The following is a 25,432-nucleotide window of genomic DNA, read 5'->3' on the forward strand; positions in this document are numbered from 1 at the left end:
CACGGTATGGCTGCGCTGGGCTTTCACAGCTCGAAGGACATTCACCAATTCAGGCCTTCGCCCGGCGGTCCGATCACTACCTTGCGCGGATCTTGTTGGATAATACCAACTTCAAATGCGTTGTCGCTGTAGATCTCTGCATCGCTCTCCTTACCCTCCCCGTCGAATGCGATTTCATTGATCCGCAACGCAGTGGTCCACTTCCATTGCGCCATCCGCTCAACAACATCGCGCACCGAGACTTGGCATTCCGCACAGTCATCGCAGGCGCTGTCATCGTCGACCTCGGCGTGCGCCTCACATCGCTCGAATTCGGTCGTGTAAACGTAGCCAGGGTCCCAGAGGCGCCCGGATGGAGGCCAGTCGAGTTCGATCCACTGCCCTGGTTCCAAGCCGAAGATGTCGATCGCCTTTTCCATCGCCGCCTTCTTGTCGGCGTTCGTCCAAGGCACATTCGGTGCCAACGCGACGTCCTCGATCGGATGAGAACCGGCGTACTCGACGGGATCGCGGACGGGTGCGACGGCTACATGGGCAGCATCGGCGCGGTCATACCAGTGGATTGTGCTCATCTCTCCGGTGTCGATGCGCGCGGGGTCGTGCGGCTCGGTGAACTCCGATTCGCGATAGGCCCAGCCGTTACGCAGCTCATGCACGAGCCTGCGGGGTAAGCGGCCAACGATCTCGCGTTCGATCACGATATCTTCGGCGCGGGCATGCGCATCCATTGCGGCATTTACTGCTTCGGCGCCGTGGATACCGTTGGGGGCCAGGTCGTCTGCCTCGTCCCAGATGTCGCCGGCGGTCCGCTCCCGCTCCATCCGCAGCCAACTGACATGCCGGTAACGGGCCTCGGCATCGGCAAACTGGGGATCGCGTAGGTACTTCTCCTGTACGGTCTCGAATGCGCGAAATAGCCGATCAATCATCGTCTTCCCCCTTCCCGATGCGGCGTGCTCGCTCGGCGTACTGCGGTGCCAATGCCTCCATCTGCTCGATAACCAACTTGATCGCTTCAGGCTGTTTGTCCGGAGGGTATCTGTACTTCACCAGTAGGCGCTTGATCGAAGACCGAAGCTTCGCACGTACGTCGTCGCGCACCGTCCAGTCGGTCTTGGTGTCGCGCTGCATCACACCGACCAGTTCGCGTGCGATCTGGGCGAGCACGTCCTCACCCTGAAGCTCGACGGCAGACTCATTTTGTGCCACAGCGTCGTAGAACGCCAGCTCGTCACGCGACAGGGCCGGAGTGAAGCGCTTACCCCGATTACCTTCAGCCGCGACATCTTTAGCCATTGCGATAAGCTCAGCGATCACCTCGGCGGAGGTGAGCTGCTGATTCGTATAGCGGCGCATCAGGTCGGTGATCCGGTCGGAGAATGCTCGCTGCCGCACCACGTTGTTCTTCGTGGCCCCTCCGAGTTCCTGGGTCAGCACCGCGCGCAGCGCCTCGATCGCCAGATGCGGGTGCGCGGCAGCCTTGGCCTTGGCTTCAAAGTCGGGGCCAAGGTCGGACAGCGACGGTTTCGGCAAGCCCGCTGCCTGGTAGATGTCGAGGATTTCGCCCGACGCGGTCGATTCCGCGACGAGACTAGACAACAGCCGTTTGATCTCGTCCGGGATCGGTTTGCCCTCGGCCCGCCGCTGCTCGGCGTCGAACTTGCCCATCCACACCCGGACCTGTTCGTAGAACTTGATTGTCGGCCGCCGGGACTCCAGGGCTTCGTTTCCGTCACACAGCGACCACGCGCGGGCCAGGTGATTGGCCAGCTTGCGGAACCGGTCCCCGACGGTTGGCTCCCCGTCGGGAACCTGGTTTCCTGGGTTGGATGGTGACCGCAAGTGCGCGGTGAGGCCGATTGCCGCCCTCATCCATCCATGTTGCGGCTCATTGGCTTTCGATCTCCAGTCATATCCCGCGCACAGCTCGTCGAGCTGGCCGACAAGATCTGTCGTCAGCTTGACCGCCGTGTCGATGTCCTTGCCGACGGGCTTAGTGTTGCGGTCGGTCTCAGTGTATTCGGCGAGTGCCGCGGCCAGGTTCTCCGCCAACGGCGCGTACGCGACCAGCAGCCCAGACGGCTTGCCTCGGAACGTCCGGTTGACCCGCGCCAGTGTCTGCATCAGCAGCGCGCCCTTGAGGGGGCGGTCGAGGTAGAGCGTGTGCAGCGGCGGCGCGTCAAAGCCCGTGAGCATCATGTCCTTGACGATCACGATCTGCAGCTCGTCCTCAGCGTCACGCAGCCGCTTCTGTATCACCTTGTTCTCGCTTTCGCGGCGCACATGTTTGGCGATGTTCCCAGGGTCCTGTGGGGAACCGGAGTAGACGACCTTGATCACGCCTTTGTCGATGGTGTCGCCGTGCCAGTCTGGTCGCAGCTTGCGGATCTCCTCATACAGCTGCGCGCAGATCTGACGGGTGGCACCGACGATGAACGCCTTTCCCGGAGAGGAGATGAACTTGCGCATCCCCTCGGATCGCGCTGCCCAATGGTTGACTATGTCCTCGGCCAGCGCCGCCAGCCGCTCGGGTGCGCCGTAGATGGCGTTGATGACTGCGACCGATTTTTCGATCTGGGCGCGCTCCACGTCGTCGAGCCCGAGGGTTGCCTCGTCGACCGCATGGTCGAGGTCTCCTTCGCTGAAGTCCTCGGACCAGCCGACTTTGGCCAGTCGAGGTTCGAAATACACTGGTACGGTGGCGTTGTCAGCGACGGCGCGGGTGAGATCGTAGACGTCGATGTCGGGGCCGAACACGTCACGAGTGTTACGGTCGGAGAACGAGATTGGCGTGCCGGTAAACGCGATGAACACGGCGTTCGGCAGGGCGTCGCGGATGTGGCGGGCGTAGCCGTCAAGATCGTCGTAATGACTGCGGTGTGCCTCGTCGACGATCACAATGATGTTGCGCCGCTCGGTGAGCAACGGGTGGTCCGCTCCGGATTCGCGCTCCTCCTTGGTAAGACGGAACTTCTGCAGGGTGGTGAAGTAGATGCCACCGGTAGTTCGGTTGGACAGTTCGTCACGCAGCTGCGAGCGCTTGGTCATCTTCTGCGGTGATTCGTCGAGCAGCCGTGAGCGGTTGAAGGTCTCAAACAGCTGGGAGTCGAGCTCCTTGCGGTCGGTGATGACGACGATGGTCGGGTTTTTCAGCTTGGGCTGTTTGGCGACCAGGTGCGCGTAAAGCTCCATCTCCATCGACTTGCCGGAGCCTTGCGTGTGCCACACGACGCCGGCCTTGCCGTTGCTCTCGGCGGCTTCCACCGTCTTCCATACGGCTTTGGTGACCGCAAAGTATTGATGAGGCTTGGCGATTCGCTTGACCAGCCCATCGCCGTCTTCGTCGAACGCCGTGAAGTTACGTAGCAGTTGCAGGAACCGCTCGGTGTTAAACAGCCCGTCGATGAGAGTCTCGAGAGCAATCGGAACGTTCTCGTCGGCAACCGGCTCACCAATGTTCACCACACGGCCGTCGTCGTCGACGTTCCAAGGCGCGAAGTGCTCCAGCGGAGTGAACGGCGTCCCGTATCGAGCGGTAATACCGTCGCTGATGACCGTCAGGACGGCGAAACGAAACGCCATCGGGAACTCTCGCAGATAGGTCTGCAATTGCGCGTGCGCGGCTGCGATGTCCGCGTGCGCTGAGCCGGCCTGCTTGAGTTCGAAGATGCCGACGGGCATGCCGTTGAGGTACAGCACGACGTCGAAGCGCCGCTGATGATCCGCGGTGCGAATTGTAACTTGTTGCACTGCAAGGAATTCGTTGTCCTCGGGCCGGTGGCTGGCCAGCCTGATGGTTGGGTTCTGCTCGATGCCGTCGGCGTCGATGTAGCTGATGCCGCGATATCCATCTACGAGGATCTTGTGTAGCCGGTAGTTCTCGGCGATCGCGTCCTGTGACAGCGGTTGGATGATCGCGGCGCGGGCCTGGTCGAGGTATTCGGCCGGCACATCGGGATTCAGTTCGCGCATCTTGGCAAGCATGCGTTCGGGCAAGACTGTGTCGTCCCACGACTGGCGGCCACCCTCAGCGCCCGGCGCAATCTGTTTTCCCGTGAGTTTTTGCCATTCGCGTTCGCCGAGTGTGTCCAGCGCGAGTTGTTCCCAGTCAGCTTCGCGGAATCCGGTCATTGGTCTTCCCCTTGGTGCATGAGGGTTTCGGGCTCGTCAGTCAGCTCGGCTTCGAGTTCTTCGACCGTCGGCAGGCTGGATTCGAGTTCGGCAGGCAGGCTCTCGGTGATGGCGGTCTTCCACTCGGCGACACCGATCGGCGCGGTATAGCCGCGAAGGGCGTACTCGGCCACCACATTGTTCTTCGTTTTGCACAACAGCAGCCCGATGGTTGGCTTGTCGTCGGCATGCCGAGCAGCAGGTCGTCCACCGCGGCCATGTAAGTACCGAGTTGTCCCAGATAGCTGGGATCGAAATCGCCGACCTTCAATTCGATTACGACGAAGCAGCGCAGATTCAGGTGGTAGAAGAGGAGCTCGGTGTAGAAGTCGGCGTCTCCGATTTCGAGGTGAACCTGCTTTCCCACGAAGGCGAACCCTCGCCCGAGTTCGAGCAGGAATCGTTCGACGCGGTCGATCAGCGCGCGTTCGAGGTCGCGCTCGCGTCGGAAGTCGGCGGTGCCGACGAAGTCGAACAGGTAGGGATCGCGGGCGGATTGCTGGACCAGATGGGAGTCCGGCGGGGGGATGGTGCGGGTGAAGTTTGTGATCGCGCGGCCGGCCCGTTCGTGGAACCGTCCCTCGATGTGGTGGACGAGGACGTTATGGCTCCATCCCTGCTCGACGGCGGCCTGGGCATACCAAAGTCGTAGGTCGGCACTGTTTAGCTTCTCCAGCAGCGCGATGTGATGGCGCCAGGGCAATTGTGCAAGCGGCGCTTGCACTTTGTCCGCCCGCGCAGCGGCGAAGGCTCTCATGTACTCGAGGTTGCGCGGTGAGAACCCCGAGGTGCCCAGGAACCGTTCACGCGGGTCGGCGGCCAGCCGATCGATGACCCGGGCTCCCCAGCCTTCGGTGTGTTGACGGGCGAGGATCTCCGCAGCCACGGCCCAGGTTGTGCTGACGAGTTCCTGGTTGGCCGCCGATACCGCGCGTTGGCGTCCGGTTCGGACGCACGCGGCAACAGCGTCGAGCAGTTCGGGGTACCAGTCCGGGATGGTGGCCCGGGTGGGCGGCACCGGGAATCGGGCGTCTGCGCCGGCCCACGTCGGCCGCTCGTCGCGCTCGGTCATCGCGCTCTCCGCAGTGCTCACAGCACCTCGCTCACCGCGGCCTCGGCGTCCTTGACCCGGACCCTACCGGACATCAAGAGCGGGAGGAGTTCATCGCGAGTGCGCGCGAGCACTCGCGACTCTTTCCGCCGCTCATGGCACACCTGCCCGAGACCGGCGACCAACCCAGTCAGGTCAGGGCTCAGTTCGCGTACGTCCCGCACTTGGATGCCAAGCAAGTCATGGGGCCTTATCCGTTGATGGCTGCCAGATGTACCAGCGACCTTCTGCCGCAACTCTTCTGAGATTTCGGGCTGAGACAACGCAGCCCACAGCAATGATGCGTCCACGGCGACGGACGTGAGGACGACGAACTCCGTACTTGCTAGCGGCATCTCCATGGGGAGTTCGCAAACGTTCCAAATACGAGGTATTCGCGGATTCAACTTGGAGAACAATACACACGGTTCTGACAGAGCAAATTTATTGCTCTTGATGGTTTTGCCATGAACGATCTCAGGCACAGCGCCGGCATCGAACGCCGGAAGACTAAAATGCGCAACGGAATCCCCGAACTGCTCAGGATAACGCGACGTGGTCGATTGACTCGCCAGAATGGACAGCGGTGCGAACGCGGTAACCGAGTTGACAGTCGCGAACATTAGTGCCACTGCTGCCTCGACAACACGTTCGTTCGCGACGATCTTGTCATCGATGACGCCCAACACTTCTGCGATCGCCCGTTGTTCCTCAAACGAGGGCGCAGGAATCCGCACTTTGCGCAGTTCCGGTTGACGGATTCCGAGCACAGTTGTCCCGGTAGCCCGTGATGCCAGGTCAGCCTGGACATGGTCTGTCTGGAAGGCGTAGTAGAGGTACCGACTGTCAAGCTTTCCTGCAAGACCGCGCATGCAGAAGACGCGCTGCCCAATGACGATTGGTTCGTCGGTCCGAACCAACGCAACACGACCCAGCGGCGCCTCACTCGTCAGGACTACGTCGTTCGGTTCGGTCGGCCTGGGCATCCACTCCTTCCAGGTGTCGATCGAGGCGGTATTAGCAGCGGTTAGATCGAGACGACCCGCCCGAACCGACATACCGGAGACGACCGGGACGCCCGCCGGGCTGAATGGCGGGTTCTTTCCACGATTGTCGATCAATAGCTCGAGCGATTCGCCGAGAATTAACGAATCGGTTTTCATGACAACCGCTCCAGTTGCTCTCGGACCACCTTCTCCAACCGTGCCGACTCGTCGAACGCTGTTAACAGCTCTTTCGTCAGCCGCGCAATCTTCTCGTCGACAGGCTCGCCGTCGTCCTCAGCCTCTGGTGCACCCACATACCGACCCGGCGTCAGCGCATAGTCAGCAGCTTTGATCTCCGCTAAAGTGCTCGAATTGCAGAAGCCCGGAATATCCTCGTAGGTAAGGCCTTTCGCCGCCGCAGACGCCGATCCCCGCCAAGCGTGATAGGTGTCGCCGATCCGGACGATTTCCTCGTTCGTCAGCGCGCGCTCCGCGCGGTCCACCATGTAGCCCAGCTCCCGTGCGTCGATGAACAGCACCTGGCCGGCCCGGTCGGTCGAACCCTGTTTACCGGGCGTCTTGTCTTTGGCGAAAAACCATAGACACACCGGGATTCCGGTGCTACGGAATAGCTGCGTCGGCAGCGCGACCATGCATGACACCAAATCCGCTTCGACAATCTGCGCCCGAATGTCGCCCTCGCCGTTGGAGTTCGACGACATTGAACCGTTGGCCATCACCACGCCCGCCTTGCCGCCCGGACCCAGCTTGGACAGGATGTGTTGGATCCACGCGTAGTTCGCGTTGTTGGCGGGCGGGACGCCGAAGCGCCAGCGCGGGTCTTCCTCATTTCGCGACCAGTGCTTGATGTTGAACGGCGGATTGGCCATCACATAATCCATCTGCACGTCCGCATGCTGGTCGCGAGCGAAGGTGTCACCCCACCGCGCGCCCAGGCCCTTGTTGTCGATCCCATGAATGGCGAGGTTCATCTTCGCCATCCGCCAGGTCTCCTCGATGCTCTCCTGGCCGTAGATCGAGATGTCCTTCGGGTCGCCGTCGTGTTCGTAGATGAACTTCTCGGTCTGCACGAACATGCCGCCGGAGCCACAGCACGGGTCGTACACCCGTCCCCGCGACGGCTCGAGCATCTCCACGATCACCTTGACCACGCTGGGCGGCGTGAAGAACTCTCCACCGCGCTTACCTTCCGCGCGAGCGAAATTCCCGAGAAAGTATTCGTACACCTCTCCCATCAGGTCACGGGCGCGATGCTCACCTTGGCGGCTAAATCGTGCACTGTTGAAGAGGTCGATCAGTTCACCGAGCCGGCGCTGATCGATGTTGTCCTTGTTGTACAAGCGTGGCAGCGTTCCGCCCAGCGTGGGGTTGGCCTTCATCACCGCGTCCATTGCCTCGTCGATCAACTGCCCGACGTTCTTCGCAAGCTCGTCGCCAACCGCCGGTTTGCCTTTCGCGTTCTCCGCCAGGAACTTCCAGCGCGCGTTCGGGGGTACCACGAACACCCCGTAGCCCTGGTACTCTTCAGGCTCGTCGATCAGGTCCTCGATCTGAGACTCGTCCATCCCATCGGCGGCCAGTTCGGTTCGAATAGCTTCTCGCCGTTCGTCATACGCGTCCGACACGTATTTGAGGAACACCAGCCCCAAGATCACGTCCTTGTATTGGCTGGCCGAGAGAGACCCGCGCAGCTTGTCGGCGGCCTTCCAGAGCGTGTCCTTGAGCTGTTTCATGGTCGACGGCGCTTGCGGCTCCTTGTTCCTGGGAGGCATTCGACAGTTCCTTCCTATCTCTGGGCCGCGGCAACGCCGGGTGTGGTGGGTTGGGCATCAAGGGTGAGGGCGCCGGCGGCGACCCCCTCGATCAGGGCGGTCTTGAGATTTCGCGCGGCGTCGGCCCGCCGGCGCGCTTCGCGTTCGAACTCGTCAACCCGCTTAAGCGCCTCTTCGAGCCGTGCCGCCTCGTCACGGCGCATCGCCGGAATGCTCCACGTTTTCCATTCGCTTCCCGCTGAGGCCATTTCGTTGATCACCGTGGCGAGCACCACCGGTCCGATCTCGGCCGATTCGCGCAAGCGGATGATTCGTGCGGGCGACGCGACCATGGCGCCGCCAACCGGGTCAACCCACGCCCGCGGGCGCGGCTTCTCGATGAAGATCACGTCGCCGGGGTCGGTGCGGGCCGCGCGCGGATACTTGCGCGCCGCGTCGAACGCGTCGAGGGCGATCGCTCCGGCAATTTCGGCGGGTAACACCGGAACCGTCCCGTCGGGCGAGGCGTCAGCGAAATTGATTCTGCTGCCACGCTTGACGGCGACGTGCTTGCGTTCGTGAAGCTCGCCGAGGGACTGGTGCAACAGCCGGAATCGCCCTGGCGAAGGTTCCACCAACACGTCCAGCGGCTCCAACGGTGATGTCGTCGTCAGCGTTGCGGCGTGCACGCGATCCAGGTGTGCGGTCGGGTCCGCTTCGCGCAGTCTTGGCGCGCGCACCCCGCGCGGTACTACCGAACCCGCGGCCAGCACGTTGCCCAGCTCGACGCGGCGAGCGTACCGGAAGGCGCGATCGTCAGTCTGCGCCAATGCCCCTGCGATGTCAGCCGCAATATCGCTGCGCTCAAGATTCTCGACGGCGCCCAGGTCGGCAACCCAGGGCCGCTGAGCATTGGCACCTCCCAGGCATATCCACGCCGCGAGGCTCTGCCGGTGCGCCTCTCGCCACAATCCACGCGGAAGTCGGAGTGCGGCAACCAAATTGCCAACCCGCAATGTCCGTGCGCGACGTTGCTGCAGAGTTCCCGCAAGCTCATCGGTCAGCGCGGCGGCGGGACCGAATAACCCCGTCACGTCGCCTTCGCTCAACGCGACGACTCCTTCGTCAGCACGGTCGAGCGCGTCTGCAATCTCCAAGCCGATAACGGATGACACCGAGATGCTAGACCGCGCGGTTGCCTCGTTGACGGCGATCCCGCGGATCATCGCCCTGCGCCGAAGGGCGCGGTTGTTCGACACGATCTCAAGGTCGCATGCCGCGGCTATATCAAGCGAAACCGGTGAGTCGTCCGCCCGCATAATGACCGGCTCGTGGTCGAGGTGCGTGGCCGCCGCCCCAACGATCCAGCCGAGCGACTCCACGGCGGCCGGTGTGAGCTCACGCGCACCTAGCACCCGCTTCAGACGTCCTTGCTCCAAGCGCGCCAACGCGTCGGGCGGGCCGAACGACGCCTCCACCAGATCGTCGATGTAGCTGAGCACCGCGTCCGATGCCCGTAACCCGCGGATCTCACGCAGCAGCGAAACATCATCGGGGTCGAAACGCTCCGCCCGTCGCACCCGGTGAGCCAACGACGTGCCCCCGAGTTCTTCTCCGGTGACGACATGCCAGCACAGCAGCGTCACCACGTCTTCCAGCTCCGCGCCGTGGGGCGCAGCAACCGCGGGTGCGTCATAGCTGTGTTCGGAGTTGTTGCCGCGGCTCGTGCGCGTCAGCCAGTCGACGACCTCATCGCGTGCGAACCTCGCGACACCGTCGATGACCTCCACTGGTTCCGGGAACGGAATCGACACGCCGCGAACGATTGGCCTCTTTCGCCACATGCTGACCACAGGCCGGCGTACCTTTGCAAGGTCGGCGACGTCCTGCAACGTCAGCGTGTTCACGGGCGCGGCGCTCCTCTCGGCATCGGATCGAATGTAGACCCTTCTCGGTCATCATTCAATGACATCTCTGATAAGCCGGCTTATCAGTATTCCAGTTGCATTCGATCTACAGACCTGCGGATCCTGTCTGCGGCGCAATACCGCACTCGGCGGTGGCGAGAAATCGAGGAGTAGCCGTGAACCACCCGCAGCGACAGGCATATTTCGACGAGACGACGACCGCGGTCGTGATCGAAGGACTTACCGTGCGGGACAAGGACGTTGCGCGTGAGGCGCAACGCTGGACAACCGGTGCGCGAGGCCCGATCGTCGAGGATCCCGACACGCTCAAGGCTGCCGATCTTTCGGAGTTCGTCGCCGAAGCGGTCAAGATCGGCGCGCATGCGCTGTCTGTGACTGGCCAGGCCCAGGAATCACGAATGGTGGAGCAGATGCTGAAGGACGTCGGCGAGAAGGCGGCGGATTCGACTGCCAAGGCAGCCGAGGTCACCGAACGTGCGGTTAAGTCGGCATCCGAAATCATGGCAAAAGCCGCCAACGAGGCCAGGAAGGCAATCACCGAGGCCGATGCCACCAGCCGAAAGGAATTCACCGAATCGGTCGCGGCGGCCAAGAATGACCTCAACGCCGAGGTGCGCCGCATGTTCGGCGGCGAACGCCCGGAGCTGCTGGACCGCCTGCAGCCCGTGCTCGACAAGTTCGCCACCGACCTCGACGCCAAGGTGAAGGCCGGAACCAGCGATCTGTTGACCAAGGCAGCCAAGCAATTCGACCCCACTGACCCCACCTCACCGATGGCGAAACATGCTGCGGATCTCGGGGCACGGCAAGAGAAGCTGACCGAGCTGATCGACAAAAACCACGCCGACGTAGTCAAGAAGGTCGACGAGCTGCTGACCACCCTGAAGGTTCAGGACGCCAAAGCCAGCCTCGCCAAAGTCACGCCGATCAAAGGCGACACCTTCGAGAACCAGATCAACACCGTGCTCTCGGCGATTGCCGTCGGCCTCGGCGACGAGTACACCGATACCCGCGCGATCGTCGGATCGGTGGCCCGGTCGAAGAAGGGCGACGGCGTCTTGCATGTGGACGGCGACGCCGCCCGCGTGGTGATCGAGATGACTGACTCGGCGCGCGCCGGCTGGGCCGAGTACTTCGACGAAGCCGAGCGCAACCGCCTTGCCGTGGCTGCGCTCGGCGTCGTACGGACGAGCGAGCAGAACGGCGGCCAGTCCATCCGCACGCTCGGCGCTCGACGCATCGTGCTCGCGTTCGACCCCGGGTCAGATGATCCCGAGCTGGTGCGCACCGTCGTCATGCTTCTGCGGACGGTCGCGCTCGCGGCGGCGACACGAAAAGGTGCGCACCAGATCGCTACGGCGGAGGAGAAAATCACCGAGGCCATCGCGCAGCTCACTCGCTTGGACGAGGTGAAGAAGACCGCCGGGTCGATTCAGAAGAGCGCCATGAAGGTCGAAAATTCCTGCACCGGAATCAATTCCGGAATCCAGCGGTTGCTCAACGACGCACTGGCCGCCTTGACCGACGCGAACCCTGACACGGAGCCCGGTTCGACTGAAGGTCCAGTGCCCAACGCAGTCGCATAGGCGCTGACGAGCGATCCACGTGCGCGCAGCTCGAATATCGGCCTGGCTGAAAACAACGCGGACCGGTCGGCGTCGAAGACTTCGATCTGGATTCCGTAATCGTCCAGCAAACGATCCACCAGCCGGCCGACGATAGCCGACGTGGCGACGATCACCGCGGCAAAACGTTGTCTTGTAGACGTAGACTTCGTTCTGCAGAATCGCGTGCTTGTCGTCGTCGGCGAGAAGCCTGTGGAGTTCTCGCAGAGTCACTTCCGCCGCAGCGCGCCTAGCCTCGGCGCACGATCAGCGCGACTGTGCGTTCGCTCTTGATATTGAGGCTCATGGTAGAGGGGTCTCGTTTTTCGGGTAGATCATCTGCCGCGTGGACATGCCCGTACATCAACAGCGGAAGAAGTGCATCGCGACGCGCCGACAACTGTGCGGATTCGGTTCGTCGCCCATGACACAACGCACCTAGGCTCGCGATTGCGCGCGCCGGCCCGGTAGCCAACCGCCGCACATCTCGCACTCGGGTCTGCAGGAGTTCGTGGGGTTGGATTCGTTGGCGGCTTCCTGTCACGCCAGCAACCCGCTGATGGATAGTTGCCAAGACATCGGGTTGTCGTAGCGCTGACCACAAAGCGGAAGTATCAACGCCAAGTGGCCTCAGTACTACGAATTCCGTACTGGCCAAGGCCATTTCCGACGGCAGGCACGTAATATTCCAGACTCGTGGGATTCTCGGATTCAACTTCGGGAATAGTACACACGGCTCCGACAAAAGGAACTTGGCGCTCTTGATTGTTCGACCGTCAACATGGCTTGGCTGGGTGCCGTCATCGAACGCCGGAAAGCTGTAGTGAGCGACTCTGCCGTCGAATTTCGGCGGAGAAAGATATGCGGTTGACCTCCTCGCCAAGCTCGACAAGGTCGCATAGTCACTGACTTGCTCGACTATCGCAACCATCAGCTTCTCGGCGGCCGCGATAACGCGGTCGTTAGTCGCTATCTTGTCGTCTAAAGCACCGAGAATTGCGCCAATTCGACGGCGGTCAGGTGCGGCGGCAGCCAGGACCACAACATTTCGAAGGATGCTCTGACTCAGCAGAGGCTGTCCCGACCCGGCGCGATATCGATTAAGTCCGCAGCTCTGCAGCGCGTAATACCAATATCGTGTTTCCTCGGGGTATTTGGCCCGGCAAACCAGCGCATTGTCGGTGACCCACGCATCCGAATCGCAATAGCGCACGCTACCGCAATACGAACCAACCCGACCCACGACTATCAACGGGCCCTGCGCATTGCGTTCGGCCGCATACCCGATTGCCCCGTTGGCGCCATAGATGGGATAGCGACCGTGGGGCCCTCGCACTCGCGGAGTGCTTCCACAGGAAAAGTCGACGTGGTCACCCAAACGCACTTTCACCGCGCTGGCCATCAGCCGGCCCGCTTGGTGGCCGTTCGCAACTCCACGGCCAGATCACCTCGGCTGGACACGGTGATCCCGCCCAGCCCCAACCATGACGCCATCGACTCCAGCTCTGCTGTAAGAGCGTCGGCGACCCGGGCACCCGGTGCATCGGACTCGCCGAACGCGCCCACCACGTGCAGCGTGTTCGCGGCACGGTCGGCCTTGAGATCCACCCTCGCCACCAGCTGTCCGTCCAGCAGCAGCGGCCACACGTAATAGCCGTACTGTCGCTTTTTTGCGGGGGTGTAGATCTCGATGCGGTAGTGAAAGCCGAACAGCCGCTCTACCCGGGGCCGGAAGAAGATCAACGGGTCAAACGGACACAACAACGCGGTGCCGCGATCCAGCCGTGGCACCGTCCGGCCTGCCCGCAGATAGGCCGGGGCCGACCAGCCCTCGACGCTCACCTTCTCAATCTCACCCGCGGCAACGAGGTCGGCGATAGCCGGTTTGATCTGCTGGGCCGACAACCGAAAGTAGTCGCGGATGTCGGCCTCGGTGCCCACACCCAGCGCGGTGGCCGCCCGCAGTGTGAGCTCGCGGACGGCTTCGTCGTCGTCGACCTGCCGGGCCAGCACGGCTGGCGGCAGCACCCTTTCCACCAGGTCGTAGTGGCGTGCGAAGCCGACCCGGGTGGCGGTGGTGAGCACCCCGGATGCGAACAACGCCTCGGCGACCCACTTGGTGTCACTGCGCCCCCACCAGGGACCCTTAGCGCCACGGGGCTCGGCCTCCAGATGGGCCTCGATCTGCCCGGCGGTACTGGCCCCGAGTTCGGTGACGGCGGCGACGATATCGTCGGCCAGCTGCGGGTTGGCCTTGACGATCTGGGTGCCCCAGCGGCCGTGCCGGTACTGGCGCATCCGCCAGCGCAGAAGTGGCCAGTCGTCCACGGCCATCAACGCGGCCTCGTGCGCCCAGTACTCGACCAACAGCCGCGTCCTTGACGAGCCCCACGCGGCCCGGTCCAGCACGTCGCGGTCATATGGCCCGAGCCGGCTGAACACCGGCGCATAGTGGGCACGCACCGCCACCGACACCGAATCCAGCTGCAGCACCTGGATGCGCGAGATCAGCCGCTTGAGATGGGCACGGGTGATCGTGCCGGCCGGTTTGGGCTCGGCGAAACCTTGTGCCGCGATCGCCACCCGACGGGCCTGCGCGGCGGTCAAGGTGCTCATCGCCGCCGATAGCTGTGAAACCGGTACCGCAGCCCGGAGCGGGCGACGAGCCACTCCCCCGTCTCGCGCCGCCAGGTCTCGTCGAGCACGGGCGCGAGGGCGTCGTCGTCAACCTGCGGAAGGTCGATGTCGATCTCCGTGACTTCACATCGGGTGGCTTGCGGCAGTGCCAGCCGATAGATCTGCGCCCCGCCAACGACCCACGTCTCGGGCTCGGTCAGGGCATCTTCGAGTGAACCGACTACCTCTGCTCCGTCAGCCATGAAGTCAGTCTGACGGGTCAGTACGACATTTCGGCGGCCGGGCAGCGGCCGAAACCTCGCCGGCAAAGATTCCCAGGTCAGTCGGCCCATCACCACCGTGTGGCCCATAGTGACCTGTCTGAAGTGCGCCAAATCCTCGGGCAGCTGCCACGGGATACCGCCCGCGCGGCCAATGACACCGGACGTCGACTGAGCCCAGATCAGGCCCAAGGTCGTCATACGGCTACGGGCGCTTTGATCGCCGGATGCGGGTGGTAGTTGTTGACGACGATGTCGTCGTACGTGTAGTCGAAGATCGAATCCCTAGGGGCCAGAACGAGTTCCGGATACGGCCTCGGTTCGCGCGTGAGCTGCAGCCGAACCTGATCGACGTGGTTGTCGTAGATGTGACAGTCGCCGCCAGTCCAAATGAATTCGCCGACGTCCAGGCCGGACTGTGCGGCCATCATGTGCGTGAGCAACGCATAGCTGGCGATATTGAACGGCACGCCGAGAAACAGGTCGGCGCTGCGCTGGTAGAGCTGGCAGCTGAGCCGACCGGCGGCGACATAGAACTGGAAGAAGGCGTGACACGGCGGCAGCGCCATCTGCGGGATCTCTCCGACGTTCCAAGCCGACACGATGATCCGCCGGGAATCGGGCTCGGTGCGCAGCAAATCGAGCGCCGCGCTGATCTGGTCGATATGCTCACCCGACGGGGTCGGCCAGGACCGCCATTGCACGCCATAGATTGGGCCGAGATCGCCTGTGTCGCTGGCCCATTCGTCCCAGATGGTGACTCCATGTTCGTGTAGCCAGCCGACGTTGGAGTCGCCGCGCAGGAACCACAGCAACTCGTAGACCACCGACTTGAAATGCACTTTTTTGGTGGTGAGCAGAGGGAAGCCGGCGGACAAGTCGTAACGCAGTTGCCGGCCGAACAGGCTGCGGGTTCCGGTGCCAGTGCGGTCGGATTTCACCGCGCCCGTGTTGAGTACCAGACGCAGCAGATCCTCATAGGGAGTGGCGATCGGCACGCGGCCAGCTTAGCGGCGATCGCGAGCGCGGCGAAGCCGGGCGCGGCGGGTCGGCGCCGATAAGTTCCGCGGCGATCGCGAGCGCGGCGAAGCCGGGCGCGGCGGGTCGGCGCCGATAAATTCCGCGGCGATCGCGAGCGCGGCGAAGCCGGGCGCGGCGGGTCGGCGCCGATAAATTCCGCGGCGATCGCGAGCGCGGCGAAGCCGGGCGCGGCGGGTCGGCGCCGATAAAATTCCGCGGCGATCGCAGGAGTAGAACGGTGCCATGCCGAAAATCACCGATCACGTCACCACCGCCGACGGCACCTGCAACGTCCGGCTATTCACCCCTGACGGCACCGGGCCGTGGCCCGGTGTGATCATGTTCCCCGACGCCGGTGGTGTCCGCGACACCTTCGACCAGATGGCGGCCAAGCTCGCCGGGTTCGGCTACACGGTGCTGCTTCCCGACGTGTACTACCGCGAAGGTGACTGGACACCGTTCGACATGGCGACCGCGTTCGGCGACGCGAACGAACGCGCGCGGATCATGTTCATGATTGGCACCGTCACGCCGGACCGGATCACCCGCGACGCCGCTGCATTGTTCGACTACCTGGCCAGCCGCCCCGAGGTCAGCGGCGAACGCTTCGGCGTATGCGGCTATTGCATGGGTGGACGGATATCGGTCCTGATGGCCGGCCGCCTTCCGGATCGGGTCGCCGCAGCGGCGTCCTTCCACGGCGGCGGCCTGGTGACCGACAACCCGGACAGCCCGCACCTGCTGGCCGACCGGATCAGCGCCAAGGTGTACATCGGCGGTGCCGAGAACGACCCGTCGTTCACCGCCGACCACGCCGAGCAGCTGGAAAAGGCCCTGACCGCGGCGGGCGTCGACCACCGCATCGAGTGGTACCAGGCGGCCCACGGGTTCGCGGTCCCCGACAACCCGCCATACGACGAAGCAGCCGATAAGCGGCATTGGGCCGCGCTTACGGAAACTTTCAACGCGGCGCTCGCCTAGCCCCCCGCGAGCAGACACAGAATCGCACTAGATCGCGGCGAGTCGTGCGATTCTGTGTCTGCTCGCCACTAGGAGACCGGCAGGTCGACCAGCTGGGCTAACCGGCTCCGGTGCCGGTAGGCGGTACCGAGGGCCAACTGGTCACTCTTGGCCCGCTTCAGGTACAGGTGCGCGGGATACTCCCAGGTCATCCCGATGCCCCCATGCAGTTGTACGCATTCCTCCGCAGCGTGCACGGCCACACCGCTGCAGTACGCCTGGGCGATGGCCGCGGCCACCGCCGCGTCCGCATCGCTGCGGGCACAGGTGTCGGCGGCATACCGCGCGGCGGCAGTCGCCGAATTGACTTCAATCCACAGATCGGCGAGCCGGTGCTTGATCGCCTGATACGAACCAATGGCACGGCCAACCTGCTTGCGCTGCTTGGCGTAATCCAGCGTGGTGTCGAAACACCACTGCGCCAGTCCGAGTTGCTCGGAGGCCAGCAGCGCCGCGCCGATCTGTAGCGCATCCGCCACCGCCGCGTCACCCGCGCCGACGCGCGTCGACGCCACGCCCGAGAATCGCACGTCGGCAAGGGGCCTCGTCATATCAAGTGCCAACAATGGCGACACATGGACACCGGCCGCGTCGCGCGGAATCGTATGCAGCTCAAGCCCATCCGCGCCCGCAACCGGCACCACCAACACGTCGGCCTCGGCGGCCCCAGCGACACTAGTGACCACCCCGGTCAGACCGTCCGCGCCATTGGCTACCCCGAATACCGCATCACCTGGTGCCGTGGAGAGCGGCAAAACCAGCGCCGCGGTAGCCGCACCGGCGGCCAACGCCGGCAGGGTTTCCGTTTCGCCGGCACGCAGCAGCGCAACCGTGGCGAGCACGGCGCTAGACAGGTATGGCACCGGCGCGACGGCTCGACCGATCTCCTCCATGACGACGGCCGCCTCCCGGGCAGTAGCGCCGGCCCCGCCGAGCGACTCCGGAACCAAGAGCCCTGCTACCCCCAGCTCGGCGGCAAGTGTGCGCCATACACCTGAAAAGTCTTGCGGTGCTGAGTCATACGCCTTCGCAATCGATTCCTGGGGACACCGGTCGGTGAACAAATGCCGAAGACTTTCTCGCAACGCCTCCTCGGTGTCGGAGTACAGCAGGTTTGCGACGCTCACCGCGGCAAGTCTTTCCAGGCCACGATCTTGTCGACGCGGTGTTCGCCGGGCAAACCCAAGATCCGCTCGGAGATGGTGTTACGAAGGATCTCCGAGGTACCACCCTCGATCGAGTTGCCGCGGGCGCGCAGGTAGCGATAGCCCGGCTCGCGACCTATCAGGTCGACGGTTTCGGGTCGGCGCAGGGTCCAGTCGTCATAGTGCAAACCGGTTTCGGGGTGCAATTCGAGCTCGAACCCCGAAACCTGTTGTGCCAGATGGGCAAAGGCCACCTTCATACCCGCGCCTTCGGGTCCGGGCTGACCGCTGGCGGCCCGCTGCCGCAATCGCTCACCGCTGAGCCGCAGCACTTCAGCCTCGACCCACAGCCGCATCATCTCGTCGTGCATCGCCGGATTGCGCAGCGCCGGATCGGCGCGCCAGGCTTCGGTGACCCTGCCGATATGGCCGGCCTCGCGGGGGAATCCGGTTCGCGCGCCGATGGCGACACGCTCGTTGTTGAGCGTGGTGGTCGCAACCCGCCAACCGCCGCCCTCGCCGCCGAGCCGGTTGGCGTCGGGGATCCGGACATCGGTTAGGAACACCTCGTTGAACTCCGCCTCGCCGGTGATCTGGCGCAGCGGCCGGATGTCGATACCCGGCTGCCTCATGTCACACAGGAAGTACGTCAGGCCAGCGTGTTTTGGGACGTCGGGGTCGGTGCGCGCGACGAGGATCGCCATTTGCGCGTGCTGCGCCATCGAGGTCCACACCTTCTGGCCGTTGACAATCCAGTCGTCACCGTCGCGAACGGCCCGGGTCGCCGCGGCGGCCAGGTCGGACCCCGCGCCCGGTTCACTGAACAACTGGCAGTACAGATGCTCGCCAGTAAACAACGGGCGCAGGAACTTTCGCTTCTGCTCGTCGGTTCCGAACGCGGCGATCGTCGGCGCCGCCATGCCGATTCCGATGATGTTTCTGCCGCCGCCCGCCGGGGGCGCGCCCGCTGCAGCCAGCTGGGCATCGACCTGCGCCTGGTAGGTGTGCGGCAGCTCGAGCCCGCCGTTACCCCGCGGAAAGTGCACCCAGGCAAGGCCCGCGTCGAACCGCGCGCCCAGGAAGTCCTTCGGGTCGGTGGTGGCCGGATCGTGCTCTTCGAGCAGCATCCGCACCCTGGTCTGCAGGTCCGCTTCGGTACTCATCGGGTCTGGAAGCCCTGCGCGGGGCCAAGCAACAGGCCCCCGTCGATGCCCATCGTCCCCCCGGTAACCCAGCCCGCCGCACCCAAAACCAGAAAGGCGCCCGCGCCCGCCACATCGGCCGGCTCACCGATCCTTCCGAGGGCTATCGACTTCCCTAACGGATCCTCGTGGTCCTTCCACAGCGCCTCGGCGAGCCTGGTTCGCACCACGCCGGGGCAGACCGCATTCACCCGGATGCGCGGTGAGAGTTCCAGCGCGAGTTGCTTGGTGACGTGGATCAGAGCCGCCTTTGTGGCGTTGTACATGCCCATGGCAGGTGATTGGTGCATGCCGCCGACGGAGGCGGTGTTGACGATCGCACCGCCGTGCTCACCCATCCATGACTTGACGACTAACGACGTCCACAGCAACGGGGCCCAGAGGTTGACGTCGAAGATCTTGGCGAAACGGGCGTGGTCCTGGTCGATCAGCGGCCCATACGCCGGGTTAGTGCCCGCGTTGTTGACCAGAATGTCCACCCTGCCAAACCGCTCGAGCGCGAGATCAACGCAGCGCCGCGCGGCGTCCTCGTCGACCGCGTGTGCGCCCACGCCCACGGCCCGGCCCCCTACCTGCGCCGCGGCCGCATCGGCCGCCTCCTGCTTACGGGCGGTCAGCACGACGTTCGCACCCGCATCGGCCAGGCGTTGGCCAATCGCCAACCCGATTCCCCTTGAAGCGCCGGTGATTATCGCGGCGCGCCCCGTCAGATCCAGTGAGGTCATAGCGCCCGATTCCTGTGCCATGTTTGGCACATGTTTAGACGTGGTATGCGAAAAGAATGTTAGCGAAATTAAACCTCATGAAACCATTAGTGGTGGCCGGGGCTATCGCTACAGCGATCGCTGCGGCACCCACAGCCGCAGCTGATGTCATTGCGGCTGGCCCGGGAACTAACACCACCACGATTACGCACTTCTTCCCCGCAAATGAACCTGGCGGAGGCGGCTGCGACGCCAACGGCAACTGCGGCTCCGGCGGCGTCAACGGCGGCCCTAACGGCGGTCCGGGCGGGCAAGGTTGCATCCCCGGCGTCGGCTGCGGCAGCGGCGGACAGTTCTGGGGCCCGAACGGTGAGCCAGGAGGCGCGGGCTGTATCCCGGGCGTTGGCTGCGGCGGCGGCCACGGCTAATCCGGCATAGCTCTTCTCCTCATCGCCGGGCGCGACAACCGCGATCGCCGGCGCGCTCTGCCGAAGATTGTCCAATTCGGTTGCCGTGCGGATGATTCGAAGAGCGATCGCACCTCGGTCGGCGACCGGAAGGGCCATATGGACACCTTGGTCAGACCACCACCTGTTTGGGCATGACAACCGGCTTGAACCCGTAGCGCGGCCCGGCATAGGCGCCGGCGCCCTTGGCCGCCGAGGCGATCCCCGGCATCCCGGGCATTCCCGCGATTGCCCCGGCTTCCTCGGGGACCGCCCAGCCACTGCCGTCGGCCACCGAGGCGCCAGTAGTCATCGCCGGAGCGGCGGTAGACCAACTCGCCGGCACGGACAAGCCGCCTACCGAGGCCGCCTCCCCCATACCCGCAGCCAACGCTCCCCCGGCCGGTGCCACCGCATGCGCCAAACCGGCTGCTCCAGCCGCGGCCGGAACGGCACCCACGGCGGCTTCAGCCGCCGGGCCTAGCGCCCCGACGGTGTGACCAAGGAACACCGAGCTGGTGATGCCGGCCATGACAAACCAGGCCGCGGTGTTGACCACGCCGTTGATGGCGTTCTGCACAAACGGGATGCCCAACAGCTCTGTGATGTCCTGGATAATTCCACCCAGGCCCCCCACGTCCGCGGCCGAGGTAAGGGGGGAGGCGAATGCCATCACCGCATTGGGCAAGTTGGTGATCAGATCTCCCAGGCCCACTTGTGCGACGGTGCTGGACGCGGCGGCTTGGCCGACCGCGGCGGCCTGGGCGGCCAGCCCTGCCGGGTTGGCGATTTGCGACGGCGTGGTCAACGGGTTCAGCGTCCCGGCGGCCGCCGACGAAGCCGCGTAACCGTACATGGCCAGAGCGTCTTGGGCCCACATTTCCGTGTATTGGGCCTCGGTCGCCATGATCGCCGGCGTGTTTACACCCAGGACATTCGTCGCTACCAATGCGGCCAATAGAGCTCGATTGGCCGCGACCTCCGCCGGGGGCACCGTCATCGCAAACGCCGTCTCAAAGGCGGCCGCCGAGGCCGTTGCCTGCGAGCCCGCATGCTGCGCGCACTCAGCGGTGTAGGTCAACCAGGCGAGATAGGGCTGGGCTGCCGCCGCCATCGACAGCGAGGCGGGGCCTAGCCACTGCTCGGTGGTCAGCTGCGTGATTACCGACTCCACGGTGGTGGCTGTCGTGCTTAATTCGACGGCCAGGCTATGCCACGCTGCCGCGGCGGCCATCATTGGTGCCGAACCCGCACCCGCGTACATGCGTGCGGAGTTGATCTCAGGGGGTAAAGCGCCGAAATCCATTGTTATCCCGTTCCTTTAGAACTACGCGACAGCCGGCTTTGACATGACGATGGGTTTGACGCCGTAACGCGGAGCACCGAAGCCGGCGCTACTGCGGGTGGCCGCACCCACCCCCGGCATCCCGGGTATGGCGGTGACCGGCGCGGTTTGCGGCGCGGCGGCGGTCCAGCCGGCACCCTGCAAGGAAGTGGTGCTCGACACCAGGGTGGCCGTCCCAGCCCAGCTTGGCGGCACCGCGACAGCGCCGATCGAGGACGCCGCTCCAACGCCGGCCGCGAGCGGCGCCGCACCCAAACCCGCCGCCGCCGCGGCAGCGGGTTCCAGGCCCGCGGCCGCCAAGCCCCCGGCGGCAGCGTCGGCGGCAGCGTCGGCGATTTCGGTCTGCTCGACGGCCGGAAGAAGAGCACCGCTCGCCAACCCGATCAGATCCGATGCAGCGGAAGCCCAGTTGCCCACCCCGATGTTCAGTATGTTGGCAATGTCTGACACCCAAGGTGGCACCGGATTTGGCGCCGCATTGAGAATGTTCGAGATGCCCGACAAGGGCGATGCGGCCGCGGACGAATTGGCGGCCTCGGTCTCGGCATACGTTTTGGCGCTGGTTTCGAGGGTGTTCACAAACATGTCGTACATGGCTTGCGCTTCGACGTTGACCTGCTGATAGAGCGTGCCGTAAGCGGTGAACAATGACGCCTGCAGCGCCGATATCTCATCGGCCGCCGCGGGTATGACGCCCGTGGTAATGGGCGGTGCTGCAGCCGTGTTCTGGGCGGCCATTGCTGCACCCGCCGTCTCCAGTTTGGCCGCCGCAGCGGTTAACTCCTCCGGCTGTGTGGTCAGGAATGACATGTGTTGCTCCTCAGTTTCCTGTGTATTTGCTGTCTGATTTCTGCATGTTAGCTGGACAGAACCTGTGCGTTGAGATAAGGCTAGCGATCCCCACCCCCGCGCTCCTAGTCGGAAGCCGCAAATTATGAGTTTTTACGGCATGTTTACGCTGGTGCCGGCAGTCTTAACGCCGGCATGTTGAGCGTGTCATTTTGCGCTATCTGCCGTAGAGAAATGGGCCGCAATCTTCTCAGCGCAGTGGCGGGCCCCAGTGGATTTGTTCGCGGAGCGCGCCCTTGAGGAGTTTGCCGCCGGCGTTGCGCGGCAGTGCACTGGTCACCACCGTGACGTATTGCGGAACCTTGAAGTCCGCGAGCTGGCCGCGGCAATGTTCGAGCACCGCCGGCACGTCGATGTCTTCTGCACCGCCGAACAGCACAGCACCGACCTTCTCCCCCATGAGGTCGTCAGGCACCGCCAGCACACAGGCGTCGGCGACGTTGGGGGCGGCCAGCAGCACGGCTTCGACTTCGACACTGGACACGTTCTCGCCGCCCCGATTGATGATGTCCTTGAGCCGGTCGATGATGTGCACCCGGCCGGCGTGGTCGACGCGGACAACGTCGCCGGTGTGCAACCAGCCGTCCACGATCGTGGCCTTGTTGGCCTCCGGCCGATTCCAATAGCCGGCCGTGACATTAGCCCCACGCACCACCAACTCACCGACCCCTGGCTCGTCGTCGCCAAAGGGAACGACTCCGATATCTACCGAGGGGACGGGATAGCCGACGGAGTCGGCGTGCTCGACGGCATCTGCGTCGGGCAGCACTGTCATCAGCGACGCCGTCTCGGTCATGCCGTACCCGTTGAACACCGTGGCTTGCGGGAACGCGCCCTGCACCCTGCGCACCAACGATGGGGCGATCGGCGCGCCGCCATAGCCCACCCAGCGCACGCTAGACACATCAACGGTGTCAAAATCCTTGTGCCGCAGCAATAATGAATAAACTGCCGGAACGGTCACCATCAACGAGATCCGTTCGGTGGGCAGCGTGGCGATCAATTGGTCAAGGTTGAGCGCGGGCATGATCACCGCCGTTCCCCCGACGCGAGCGGCCAACAGCAGCTGTGAGTTGCAACCGGTCACGTGGAACAGCGGCACCGAGATGAGGGTGCGCATCGCCGCACCGAGATTGGTTGGCAGTCCTAGACATCGGAGCCCGTTCTCGGTGTTGGTCAGGAATGCCTCATGGGTGTAGGCACACCTTTGGGGTGGCCGGTTGTCCCAGAGGTGTAGAACAGCGCCGCCGTGTCTTGACGGTCGAGTTGCTCGGTCACGTACGGTTCGGCGTCGGGCAACGCGGTGTCGGGTGCCAGGTCGATCCGCGTCCCCGCGTCGGACAATACGAAGTCGACCTCGGTTTGCGTCGAGCGTGTATTGATCGGTACCGCGATGCCACCCGCCATGAGCGTGCCCCAGAACGCCAGCACCCAGTTGACGCCCGCGGGGTACCGCACGGCGACACGCTCGCCCGGTTTGAAGCCGCCCGCGTGCAGCCCGCCAGCGACCCGCGATGCCCGGTCCCACAGCTGGCGGTAGGTCAATCGGTCGCCGCCGAGCTCGGCGACGGCCTCGTCGTCCGGGCGCCGTTCGACCTGCTCGGCGAGCATGTCCAGCAGGGTGGCCGGCAGCTTGTCGTAGTGCGGCACACCGCTGTTATCGCGGGAGACACCCGTGAGCGCGAACGGGTTGTGACTGCGCGGAATTTCGGTTATCTGAGGCACTTTTCGTCACTCCATCAGCCGCGTAGGGATAGATTACGGCCTGCCGCCTCACAGCCGGCGACGTGTCGTAGTGCCCCCGATCAGAAAAGGCCTCGCTTGGGCATGACCGTCGGCTTGACTCCGTACCGCGGCCCTGCGCCGACACGGCCGTCGGCTGCTACTGCCGCTCCAGGCGCAGGCGGCATCGCTGCCATCGGTCCGTCGTCCTCGGGAACTGCCCAGCCTGTGCCATCCAAGGCCGTGCCGCTAGTCGCGGCCGGTGCAGCGGTTGACCAGCTTGCCGGGACCGACAGGCGACCGACCGCGGACGCATCGCCCAAACCGGCCGACAAAGCTGGTCTAGCGATGACCCTCGGTGTAATCGGGTGTCCCGTTCCGGCCGCCGGCGCGGCACGAGCAACGGCCTGGCTAATGGTGCCTGCGGTATCGGCAGAGTCAATGAAGACACTATTTGAAACGCTGGCCATGGAAAAATCCGCGATGCCGCCCGAGAGACCGTGCCACGCGTATTCTACGGACTTGGAAAAATCGGCCTGGACGACAGCGTCCAGGCCCGCCGCGTCGGTCGTCGCCGCGACTGGGGAGGCCAAGCTCACGACGGCATCGGGGACGTTGCTGATCAGGTTGCTAAGAGCCACCTGCTGCGCGGAACCGGTTGCGGCTGCCTGGCCAACAGCGGCGGCTTGGTTGGCGATCCCGGCCGGATTGGTGATGTGCGACGGCTTGGTCAGTGGGTCCAGTCGTCCGGCTATCGCCGAGGAGGCGGCATAGCCGTACATGGCCGAAGCATCTTGGGCCCACATTTCGCCGTAACTTGCCTCGGTAGCCGCGATGGCCTCCGCGTTTTGCCCAAGGATGTTGGTCTCAATCAGTGCGGCCAGCTGGGCTCTGTTGGCAGCAACCTCGGCCGGTGGCACCGTCATCGCGAATGCCGTCTCAAAGGCGGCCGCAGACGCCATCGCCTGTGCCGCCGCGAGCGCCGAGGATTCGGCGGTGTCGGTCAACCAAGCCACGAACGGCTGAGCCGCCGCCACCATGGACAGCGACGCCGGACCCATCCACTGCTCAGTGCTCAGTCGCGTGACGACCGACTCGAAGGAGGCCGCAGCAGTGCTCAACTCGACGGCTAGCCCATTCCACGCGGCCGCGGCCGCCAGCAGCGGTGCCGCGCCCGCGCCGGCGTACATTAGCGCGGAGTTGATCTCCGGAGGCAAAGCCCCAAAGTCCACCTGGGCATTCCGTTTCTAGTCGAGGGTATTGGCCGCCGGTTCTCCGTCTGAGGCGCCCATTATTCCATCAGGGGCGGTGCCAGCAGGGCGCCCAAGCTCCTGGACGCAATCGCGCGCCGCGGTGTCGATGGCGCCGATGACCTCGAGCACGTGAGCAGCCTGACTCAGCGACAACCCCGTCGCCAGCTTGGAAACCGTGGCGCCGACCGTGTCGTTGTTGCCGTGCACCCACAGACGGTAGGGGCGGACCGTGACGTGGTCCAGGATTAGACGGTGTCGACGTGGTGATTCATTTAGTCT

The 25,432-nt window shown here is 64.2% G+C and carries 20 protein-coding genes and 2 pseudogenes; 3 read left to right on the forward strand and 19 right to left on the reverse strand.

The genetic code is table 11. From position 1 onward, the window contains the following. Nucleotides 1-41 precede the first annotated feature (41 nt). From MSIMFI_RS19390 to MSIMFI_RS19415, 7 genes and pseudogenes are all read right to left on the reverse strand, one after another. Nucleotides 42-929, reverse strand: a complete 888-nt coding sequence (locus tag MSIMFI_RS19390; RefSeq protein WP_191498738.1) for a hypothetical protein — start codon at nt 927-929, stop codon at nt 42-44. Further along, the gene (locus MSIMFI_RS19395; RefSeq protein ID WP_191498739.1) at nt 922-4,131 is read right to left on the reverse strand and encodes a type I restriction endonuclease subunit R; all 3,210 of its coding nucleotides are present in this window, start codon (nt 4,129-4,131) and stop codon (nt 922-924) included. Before MSIMFI_RS19395 ends, MSIMFI_RS19390 begins: the two co-directional genes overlap by 8 nt. Beyond that, a complete protein-coding gene (locus MSIMFI_RS29015; protein ID WP_263597426.1) occupies nt 4,128-4,307 on the reverse strand; it encodes a hypothetical protein in 180 nt (59 codons plus the stop codon). The genes MSIMFI_RS19395 and MSIMFI_RS29015 overlap by 4 nt, the downstream gene beginning before the upstream one ends. Nucleotides 4,308-4,426: 119 nt before the next feature. Then, nucleotides 4,427-5,242, reverse strand: a pseudogene (locus MSIMFI_RS19400) (PDDEXK nuclease domain-containing protein); the annotation flags it as partial. 17 nt (nt 5,243-5,259) lie between these two features. Beyond that, entirely contained in the window at nt 5,260-6,423 is a 1,164-nt protein-coding gene (locus MSIMFI_RS19405) for a restriction endonuclease subunit S (RefSeq protein WP_191498740.1), read from the reverse strand. Next, nucleotides 6,420-8,039 (reverse strand): class I SAM-dependent DNA methyltransferase, encoded by a 1,620-nt coding sequence (locus MSIMFI_RS19410; protein WP_191498741.1) that lies wholly within the window; start codon nt 8,037-8,039, stop codon nt 6,420-6,422. The genes MSIMFI_RS19405 and MSIMFI_RS19410 overlap by 4 nt, the downstream gene beginning before the upstream one ends. A gap of 14 nt (nt 8,040-8,053) precedes the next feature. Then, nucleotides 8,054-9,925 carry a hypothetical protein gene (locus MSIMFI_RS19415; RefSeq protein ID WP_191498742.1) on the reverse strand — a complete coding sequence of 624 codons (1,872 nt, stop codon included), beginning with the start codon at nt 9,923-9,925 and terminating at the stop codon, nt 8,054-8,056. A 176-nt stretch (nt 9,926-10,101) separates the two neighbouring features. Here MSIMFI_RS19415 and MSIMFI_RS19420 point away from each other — a divergent pair, with 176 nt between their 5' ends. Beyond that, nucleotides 10,102-11,532, forward strand: a complete 1,431-nt coding sequence (locus tag MSIMFI_RS19420; RefSeq protein WP_191498743.1) for a Fis family transcriptional regulator — start codon at nt 10,102-10,104, stop codon at nt 11,530-11,532. Nucleotides 11,533-11,800: 268 nt separating this feature from the next. On the opposite strand, the gene MSIMFI_RS19430 is transcribed toward MSIMFI_RS19420, so the two are convergent. From MSIMFI_RS19430 to MSIMFI_RS19445, 4 genes are read right to left on the reverse strand one after another with little or no spacing between them, the layout of a single operon-like run. Then, entirely contained in the window at nt 11,801-12,952 is a 1,152-nt protein-coding gene (locus tag MSIMFI_RS19430) for a restriction endonuclease subunit S (RefSeq protein ID WP_224770339.1), read from the reverse strand. Then, complete coding sequence (locus MSIMFI_RS19435) at nt 12,952-14,166, reverse strand: winged helix-turn-helix domain-containing protein (RefSeq protein WP_191498744.1); 1,215 nt, start codon at nt 14,164-14,166, stop codon at nt 12,952-12,954. The genes MSIMFI_RS19430 and MSIMFI_RS19435 overlap by 1 nt, the downstream gene beginning before the upstream one ends. Then, complete coding sequence (locus MSIMFI_RS19440; protein ID WP_191498745.1) at nt 14,163-14,648, reverse strand: dihydrofolate reductase; 486 nt, start codon at nt 14,646-14,648, stop codon at nt 14,163-14,165. Before MSIMFI_RS19440 ends, MSIMFI_RS19435 begins: the two co-directional genes overlap by 4 nt. After that, complete coding sequence (locus MSIMFI_RS19445; protein WP_191498746.1) at nt 14,645-15,445, reverse strand: thymidylate synthase; 801 nt, start codon at nt 15,443-15,445, stop codon at nt 14,645-14,647. The genes MSIMFI_RS19440 and MSIMFI_RS19445 overlap by 4 nt, the downstream gene beginning before the upstream one ends. Before the next feature lie 265 nt (nt 15,446-15,710). Here MSIMFI_RS19445 and MSIMFI_RS19450 point away from each other — a divergent pair, with 265 nt between their 5' ends. Further along, entirely contained in the window at nt 15,711-16,448 is a 738-nt protein-coding gene (locus MSIMFI_RS19450) for a dienelactone hydrolase family protein (RefSeq protein ID WP_191498747.1), read from the forward strand. Nucleotides 16,449-16,516: 68 nt separating this feature from the next. On the opposite strand, the gene MSIMFI_RS19455 is transcribed toward MSIMFI_RS19450, so the two are convergent. The 3 genes from MSIMFI_RS19455 to MSIMFI_RS19465 are packed head-to-tail and all read right to left on the reverse strand — an operon-like array spanning nt 16,517 to nt 19,559. Continuing rightward, nucleotides 16,517-17,614, reverse strand: coding sequence for an acyl-CoA dehydrogenase family protein (locus MSIMFI_RS19455; RefSeq protein WP_191498748.1), 1,098 nt, complete (start codon nt 17,612-17,614; stop codon nt 16,517-16,519). After that, nucleotides 17,611-18,795, reverse strand: coding sequence for an acyl-CoA dehydrogenase family protein (locus tag MSIMFI_RS19460; protein WP_191498749.1), 1,185 nt, complete (start codon nt 18,793-18,795; stop codon nt 17,611-17,613). The genes MSIMFI_RS19455 and MSIMFI_RS19460 overlap by 4 nt, the downstream gene beginning before the upstream one ends. Then, nucleotides 18,792-19,559: an SDR family oxidoreductase gene (locus tag MSIMFI_RS19465; protein WP_191499085.1), complete on the reverse strand. Its 768-nt coding sequence runs from the start codon at nt 19,557-19,559 to the stop codon at nt 18,792-18,794. The genes MSIMFI_RS19460 and MSIMFI_RS19465 overlap by 4 nt, the downstream gene beginning before the upstream one ends. Nucleotides 19,560-19,636: 77 nt before the next feature. Between MSIMFI_RS19465 and MSIMFI_RS19470 the strand changes: the two genes are divergently transcribed. Continuing rightward, on the forward strand, nt 19,637-19,966 hold the full coding sequence (locus MSIMFI_RS19470) for a PE-PGRS family protein (protein WP_186242516.1): 330 nt from the start codon (nt 19,637-19,639) through the stop codon (nt 19,964-19,966). A gap of 151 nt (nt 19,967-20,117) precedes the next feature. Here MSIMFI_RS19470 and MSIMFI_RS19475 read toward each other — a convergent pair whose 3' ends face one another. From MSIMFI_RS19475 to MSIMFI_RS28375, 5 genes and pseudogenes are all read right to left on the reverse strand, one after another. Next, on the reverse strand, nt 20,118-21,290 hold the full coding sequence (locus tag MSIMFI_RS19475; protein WP_191498750.1) for a PPE family protein: 1,173 nt from the start codon (nt 21,288-21,290) through the stop codon (nt 20,118-20,120). 21 nt (nt 21,291-21,311) lie between these two features. Continuing rightward, nucleotides 21,312-22,139 carry a PPE family protein, SVP subgroup gene (locus MSIMFI_RS19480; protein WP_191498751.1) on the reverse strand — a complete coding sequence of 276 codons (828 nt, stop codon included), beginning with the start codon at nt 22,137-22,139 and terminating at the stop codon, nt 21,312-21,314. Between the two features lie 229 nt (nt 22,140-22,368). Then, nucleotides 22,369-23,894, reverse strand: a pseudogene (locus MSIMFI_RS19485) (class I adenylate-forming enzyme family protein). 89 nt (nt 23,895-23,983) lie between these two features. Further along, nucleotides 23,984-25,132: a PPE family protein gene (locus MSIMFI_RS19490; protein ID WP_191498752.1), complete on the reverse strand. Its 1,149-nt coding sequence runs from the start codon at nt 25,130-25,132 to the stop codon at nt 23,984-23,986. Nucleotides 25,133-25,147: 15 nt separating this feature from the next. Further along, complete coding sequence (locus MSIMFI_RS28375) at nt 25,148-25,360, reverse strand: hypothetical protein (RefSeq protein ID WP_396820440.1); 213 nt, start codon at nt 25,358-25,360, stop codon at nt 25,148-25,150. Between the last annotated feature and the right edge of the window lie 72 nt (nt 25,361-25,432).

The sequence above is a fragment of the Mycobacterium simulans genome (assembly GCF_900232995.1).
Lineage (GTDB): Bacteria > Actinomycetota > Actinomycetes > Mycobacteriales > Mycobacteriaceae > Mycobacterium > Mycobacterium simulans.

What these genes read in the sequence shown, in the direction of transcription:
- MSIMFI_RS19390 (WP_191498738.1), bottom strand. Translation starts at nt 929, where the DNA reads ATGATTGATCGGCTATTTCGCGCATTCGAGACCGTACAGGAGAAGTAC.
- MSIMFI_RS19395 (WP_191498739.1), bottom strand. Translation starts at nt 4,131, where the DNA reads ATGACCGGATTCCGCGAAGCTGACTGGGAACAACTCGCGCTGGACACA.
- MSIMFI_RS19405 (WP_191498740.1), bottom strand. Translation starts at nt 6,423, where the DNA reads ATGAAAACCGATTCGTTAATTCTCGGCGAATCGCTCGAGCTATTGATC.
- MSIMFI_RS19410 (WP_191498741.1), bottom strand. Translation starts at nt 8,039, where the DNA reads ATGCCTCCCAGGAACAAGGAGCCGCAAGCGCCGTCGACCATGAAACAG.
- MSIMFI_RS19430 (WP_224770339.1), bottom strand. Translation starts at nt 12,952, where the DNA reads ATGGCCAGCGCGGTGAAAGTGCGTTTGGGTGACCACGTCGACTTTTCC.
- MSIMFI_RS19435 (WP_191498744.1), bottom strand. Translation starts at nt 14,166, where the DNA reads ATGAGCACCTTGACCGCCGCGCAGGCCCGTCGGGTGGCGATCGCGGCA.
- MSIMFI_RS19440 (WP_191498745.1), bottom strand. Translation starts at nt 14,648, where the DNA reads ATGACGACCTTGGGCCTGATCTGGGCTCAGTCGACGTCCGGTGTCATT.
- MSIMFI_RS19450 (WP_191498747.1), top strand. Translation starts at nt 15,711, where the DNA reads ATGCCGAAAATCACCGATCACGTCACCACCGCCGACGGCACCTGCAAC.
- MSIMFI_RS19460 (WP_191498749.1), bottom strand. Translation starts at nt 18,795, where the DNA reads ATGAGTACCGAAGCGGACCTGCAGACCAGGGTGCGGATGCTGCTCGAA.
- MSIMFI_RS19465 (WP_191499085.1), bottom strand. Translation starts at nt 19,559, where the DNA reads ATGACCTCACTGGATCTGACGGGGCGCGCCGCGATAATCACCGGCGCT.
- MSIMFI_RS19470 (WP_186242516.1), top strand. Translation starts at nt 19,637, where the DNA reads ATGAAACCATTAGTGGTGGCCGGGGCTATCGCTACAGCGATCGCTGCG.
- MSIMFI_RS19475 (WP_191498750.1), bottom strand. Translation starts at nt 21,290, where the DNA reads ATGGATTTCGGCGCTTTACCCCCTGAGATCAACTCCGCACGCATGTAC.
- MSIMFI_RS19480 (WP_191498751.1), bottom strand. Translation starts at nt 22,139, where the DNA reads ATGTCATTCCTGACCACACAGCCGGAGGAGTTAACCGCTGCGGCGGCC.